The following is a 5,432-nucleotide window of genomic DNA, read 5'->3' as shown; positions in this document are numbered from 1 at the left end:
AGCGGAAGCTGTGACAGGTTCTACAAGAATGAAAGCCGGAACAGCACAGAAGATGGTGTTAAATATGATTTCCACCACAACTATGGTAAAAATCGGCAAGGTATACCAAAATCTTATGGTAGATGTGGCAACAACCAATGAAAAGCTTAGAGTCAGAGCACTCAATATAGTAAGTGAAGCTACAGGCATAGATAAGGAAAACTCTAGAAGACTTTTGGAGGAATCCGGATATGATGTTAAAGTGGCTATAGTGATGGGGCTTGCAGGTGTGGATGCACTGAAGGCAAGAAAGACTCTTACGGATAATGAGTTGAATGTCAGTGCCACAATAAAGAAGTTGCTGAAAGCTAATAGATAGCTTGAAAATGCTTTAAAATATTTTAGTAAATTCTTATGATATGTGGTAAAATATTTTACATTAAAATTAAAAATCTGATATAAAAAGAAAGCAAAATCAGATTTGGAAAGAAGGAGATATATGAAGGTATTATTTGTTTGTTCAGGCGGTATGTCATCAACAATCGCTGTAAACGCCCTGAAGAAAGAGGCTGCAAAACACGGAGAGGATATTGAAGTGCTTGCAATCGGTACTCAGGCGGTTGATGATGAGGTAAAGAACGGTTGGAATTGTGTAATGGTTGCACCGCAGATTCGTCACAGATTCGACAACATCAAGGCTGCAGCGGATGCACAGAATATTCCATGTGCACTTATTGAACCTATGGCTTATTCACCGCTGGGCGGACCTAAGCTTTATACACAAATGAAAGGGTTAACGGGAGGAAACTAAAATGTTTGACAAAATTGCTGCATTCTTAGACAAAAATCTAAGTACACCAATGGCAAAGCTCAGTGAGCAAAGGCACTTAAGAGCTATAAGGGACGGTATTATCGCCACTTTGCCGATCGTAGTAGTAAGTTCACTTTTCCTTGTAATTGCGTTCTTACCTAACCAGATGCCGGCAAGCTGGGGTATTGCACAGTTCATTAAGGCAAACGCAGGCAGAATATTGCTTCCATATCGTATGGCAATGTATATTATGACATTGTATGCGGTATTCGGAATCGGATTTTCACTGGCAAAGAGCTATGATTTGGACGGACTTTCAGGAGCTATTCTTTCAGAGCTTGCGTTTCTTTTGACAGTTGTACCTGTATCATTACCTGAGGCAACTGAAGAAATTACAAACTTGGCTGCAAACAATCAGGCTTTGGCTGATTATATTAAGGCCGTTCCTGAAGGATGGCATCTGGGTATGTCATATATCGGTTCGGACGGTATGTTTGTAGGTATTATTTCAGCATTTATTGCTGTAGAAATCTACAGATTCACACAGAAGTCAGGCTTTAAAATCAGAATGCCTGAACAGGTTCCTGAATCTGTTGCAAGAAGTTTTGAGGCACTTACACCTACAGTTATCATTCTTCTTCTTTTCTCAACAGTCACAATGTGGCTCGGTATAAAAGTTCATGATATCGTAGGTTCTATTATCAGACCTATAGTAAATGTTGCAGATACACTTCCTTCAGTATTGCTTCTTACATTCCTCGACTCATTCTTCTGGTGTTTCGGTATACATGGAAGCAGTGTAGTAGGAAGCCTTACAAGACCTGTTTGGCTTATGCTTCTTGAGCAGAACTCAAATGCATTTGCAGCAGGAGCAGCTATTCCAAACATAGCTCCGGAGCCTTTCTATCAGTGGTTTATCTACATCGGAGGTTCAGGAACAACTATCGGACTTGCAATTTTACTTCTGTTAAGATCAAGATCACAGTATGCAAAGACACTTGGTAAGGTAGCGTTTGTACCTGCATTGTTTAATATCAACGAGCCGATGATTTTTGGTTGTCCAATCATTCTAAACCCTGTACTTTTGATACCTTTCGTACTCAATCCTATTATCTGTGCAATAATCGCATGGATTGCAACAGAGCTTGGACTTGTAAACAGAGTAGTGGCTTCGGTGCCGTGGACTTTGCCGGGACCTATAGGTGCATTCCTTGCAACAAACGGCGATATCAGAGCGTTGATATTGAATGTACTGTTGATAATATTGTCAATACTTATTTACCTTCCTTTCTTCAATAAGTATGATGCAGACTTGAAGAAGTTGGAGGACAGCGGAGAAGTTTCCGCATAAAAAAGATAAGGATAAGGAGAGTTATGCGTAGACTTGGAATATCAATTTATCCTGAAAAAGACAGTGTAGAAAATATTGTTGAATACATTAAGAAAGCCGGATCTTCCGGCTTTTCTCGTATTTTCTCATGCCTTTTATCAGTGAATAAATCAAAAGAAGAGATAATACATGATTTTAGAGAGATTAACCTTTATGCAAAAAGCTTGGGATTTGAAATAATAGTTGATGTATCACCGGCTGTTTTTGATAAGCTTAATATTTCTTATAAGGATTTGGGATTTTTTAAGGAGATAGGTGCGGACGGTCTTAGGCTTGATATAGGTTTTACAGGACTTGAAGAGTCCTTGATGACTTTCAACGAATATAATCTGAAGATAGAGATAAATATGTCAAATGATGTGTCCACTATAGACACCATAATGAACTATGAGCCGAACAGGTACAATCTCTATGGATGTCACAACTTTTATCCGCATAATTACAGCGGACTCGGACTGAACTTTTTTAAGAGTTGTACAAGCAGATTTAAAAAGTACGGACTTAATACGGCAGCCTTTATAACTACGAGGAATACAGGTTCATTCGGACCTTGGCCTACAGATTTCGGATTGCCAAGCCTTGAAATGCACAGAAATATGGGGATTGACAAGCAACTTAAGCATATGATTGCCCTTGGAGATATTGACGATATAATCATATCAAACTGCTATCCAAGCGATGAGGAACTTGAGAAGATTAAATGTATACCTCTTGACAGAGTATGCTTTGATGTAGAGTTATTGCCGGAACTTCCAAAACTTGAAAGGACTATAGTACTTAAAGAGATGCATTTTAACAGAGGCGATAAATCTGAGAATTTTATAAGGTCAACCGCTTCCAGAGTAAAGTATAAGGGCGAAAAGTTTGAGGTGATAAATCCGGTACCTATAAAAAGAGGTGATATTATAATAGAGAGTTCTCTCTACGGCCATTATGCAGGTGAGTTGCAGATTGCTCTAAGCGATATGGAAAATTCAGGTATGAGCTCGGTAGTGGGTCATATTGATAAGGATGAGTTGTTCCTTTTGGATTATATCAGACCGTGGCAGAAGTTTGCGATGAAGGAAGCAAAGATAGAGGAAGTATAATGACAAAAACTTATTATATAGGGATAGACGGCGGCGGAACAAAGACAAAGTTTGACCTCTTTGATTCTGATAAGAACAGTATTGCATCAATCACTATGGCTACAATTCATCCGGCACAGATAAGCTTTAAAGAAGCCGTATCTGTTCTTAACACAGCTAAAGAAAAATTACTTGCGAATATAAATGACAGTGATTATGTTTTGAAAGTCGGTGCAGGGCTTGGCGGATACGGTATAAACGCAGATTACAGAAAAAAACTGGAAGATGAATTCGGTGCGGTTTTTGATGAGTTTAAGCTTTACTCAGATGCATATGCGGCAATGCTTGGTGCGCTTGCGGGAGAGGACGGTATTCTTATGATTGCAGGTACCGGGAGCATTGCTTTGGCTAAGGTAGGTGATGAGACTTTCAGGTGTGGAGGATTCGGCTACAGATACGGTGACGAGGGCAGTGCCTACAGTATAGGAAAAGCACTTATATCAAGAGCGTTAAAGGAAGAAGACGGCAGATTGGATAAAAGTATAATATCAGATCTTGTGCTGAATTATTTTGATTATATAGGCTTTAATATGATAGCTACATCTGACTTTAGCAGAGATAAAATTGCAGGGTTGGCAGCGGTCGCATCAAAGTATGTAGAGAACAGTGAGAGTGTGAGAGATATTTTTTTGGCTGCGGCTAAAGAGATTTCTTTGCATATAAAGGCGATAGGCAAAAACTTTGAATCCGGCAAAAGAATAAAGTTAAGCTATATAGGCGGAGTCTTCAGGTCGGAGTATATCATAGAATGTATAAAGGAAATGAATCAAGGTATTGAACTTATTGCACCGATATATCCGCCTGAAAAGGGGAGTATACTACAGGTATAGTGTAAAGCGGATTGATCTTTGTTATAATGAGTATAAAGAAAAAGTTTTATTATGTTGAGGTGAATAATGGGAAAAAGAAAATTGGCCTCCATACAGTATGTACATAATATCACACCTATAGAAGGTGCCGAAAAGATAGAATGTGTACATGTATTGGGATGGCAATGTGTTGCAAACAAAGATCAATTCAGCATAGGCGATAAATGTGTATACATGGAAGTGGATTCGTTTCTTCCCGTATGTGAACGCTTTGAATTCTTAAGAGCGAGCAGCTTTAAAGAGAATGAAATAATGGGAGCAGGATTCAGACTGAAGACCATGAAATTTAGAGGACAGATTTCACAGGGTCTGGTACAACCTTTAGAAATACTTCCTGAAGGTGAATATGAAATAGGAGATGATGTAACCGAGCTTCTTGGAATAAGAAAATGGGAGATAGAGGAGAGAGTAAGTAATGACGGTACAGTTATTGCGGAGTTTCCAAGTGAGATCTCAAAAACCGATGAACTTAGAGTACAGTCATATCCCGAGTTGATAGAAGAGTTTAAAGCTGTAAAGGGATACTATATAAGTACTAAAATGGACGGCTGCAGTGTAACTATGTACAAAAGAGGTGAACATTTCGGCGTATGCGGCAGAAATTATGAATATGCAGATGATGATAAATGTGCCATGTGGAAATATGCCCATAAGCATAAAATAGAAGAGAGATTAAAAGAGAATAATCTTGACAACATAGCTATTCAAGGTGAATTTTGCGGACCCGGCATTCAAAAAAACAGGTTGAAGCTGACCGAGCCTGAGTGGTATGTATTTACAGTAACGGATATGAACACAAATAAAAGGCTTTCCCTATATAAGACCGAGGAGATATGTAAACTGCTTGGCTTAAATATGGTTCCGATAGAGGAAGTGGAAGAAGAGTTTCAATATAAAAGCGTTGATGAACTTTTGGAAAGAGCAAAGGGAAAGTACGCTTCAGGCAAGAATAAGGAAGGTATTGTAATAAGACCTATAGAGGCGGTGTATTCAAATACCATAGCAGGCCCGCTGTCTATGAAAGTTCTTAATAACGATTATCTTTTGAAAGAGTAGTAAATTACTTTTTATATGGCTGCAGCGGTGGATATAAAAGCAATATCTAAGCTGTAGTCAAATTTTGTTTAGGGTATATCAGGGCTTTATAATAGATAGCCTATAATTTTGCTTACAAGTTTTACAATTAATTTTAAATATAGCGGTCAAGCATAAATGATTATGTCCTAAAATAATTATTTTATAAGCCCCACAAAAGG

5 protein-coding genes and 1 pseudogene are annotated in these 5,432 nt (G+C 38.5%); all 6 read left to right on the top strand.

What is annotated here, in order from left to right:
* A pseudogene (murQ, locus tag ACO6FI_RS13100) lies at nt 1–358 on the top strand (N-acetylmuramic acid 6-phosphate etherase); the annotation flags it as partial.
* A gap of 120 nt (nt 359–478) precedes the next feature.
* A complete protein-coding gene (locus ACO6FI_RS13095) occupies nt 479–790 on the top strand; it encodes a PTS sugar transporter subunit IIB (RefSeq protein WP_314447526.1) in 312 nt (103 codons plus the stop codon).
* Nucleotide 791: 1 nt separating this feature from the next.
* The gene (locus ACO6FI_RS13090; protein ID WP_298052365.1) at nt 792–2,141 is read left to right on the top strand and encodes a PTS sugar transporter subunit IIC; all 1,350 of its coding nucleotides are present in this window, start codon (nt 792–794) and stop codon (nt 2,139–2,141) included.
* Nucleotides 2,142–2,164: 23 nt separating this feature from the next.
* Nucleotides 2,165–3,268, top strand: coding sequence for a DUF871 domain-containing protein (locus ACO6FI_RS13085; RefSeq protein WP_485457712.1), 1,104 nt, complete (start codon nt 2,165–2,167; stop codon nt 3,266–3,268).
* Nucleotides 3,268–4,137: an N-acetylglucosamine kinase gene (locus tag ACO6FI_RS13080; RefSeq protein ID WP_485457711.1), complete on the top strand. Its 870-nt coding sequence runs from the start codon at nt 3,268–3,270 to the stop codon at nt 4,135–4,137. Before ACO6FI_RS13085 ends, ACO6FI_RS13080 begins: the two co-directional genes overlap by 1 nt.
* A gap of 66 nt (nt 4,138–4,203) precedes the next feature.
* The gene (locus tag ACO6FI_RS13075; protein WP_485457710.1) at nt 4,204–5,232 is read left to right on the top strand and encodes an RNA ligase family protein; all 1,029 of its coding nucleotides are present in this window, start codon (nt 4,204–4,206) and stop codon (nt 5,230–5,232) included.
* Nucleotides 5,233–5,432: the final 200 nt, after the last annotated feature.

This window comes from Lachnoanaerobaculum sp. (assembly GCF_057250505.1).
This window is presented reverse-complemented; position numbering and strand designations above follow the sequence as displayed.

What these genes read in the sequence shown, in the direction of transcription:
- ACO6FI_RS13090 (WP_298052365.1), top strand. Translation starts at nt 792, where the DNA reads ATGTTTGACAAAATTGCTGCATTCTTAGACAAAAATCTAAGTACACCA.
- ACO6FI_RS13085 (WP_485457712.1), top strand. Translation starts at nt 2,165, where the DNA reads ATGCGTAGACTTGGAATATCAATTTATCCTGAAAAAGACAGTGTAGAA.
- ACO6FI_RS13075 (WP_485457710.1), top strand. Translation starts at nt 4,204, where the DNA reads ATGGGAAAAAGAAAATTGGCCTCCATACAGTATGTACATAATATCACA.
- ACO6FI_RS13095 (WP_314447526.1), top strand. Translation starts at nt 479, where the DNA reads ATGAAGGTATTATTTGTTTGTTCAGGCGGTATGTCATCAACAATCGCT.
- ACO6FI_RS13080 (WP_485457711.1), top strand. Translation starts at nt 3,268, where the DNA reads ATGACAAAAACTTATTATATAGGGATAGACGGCGGCGGAACAAAGACA.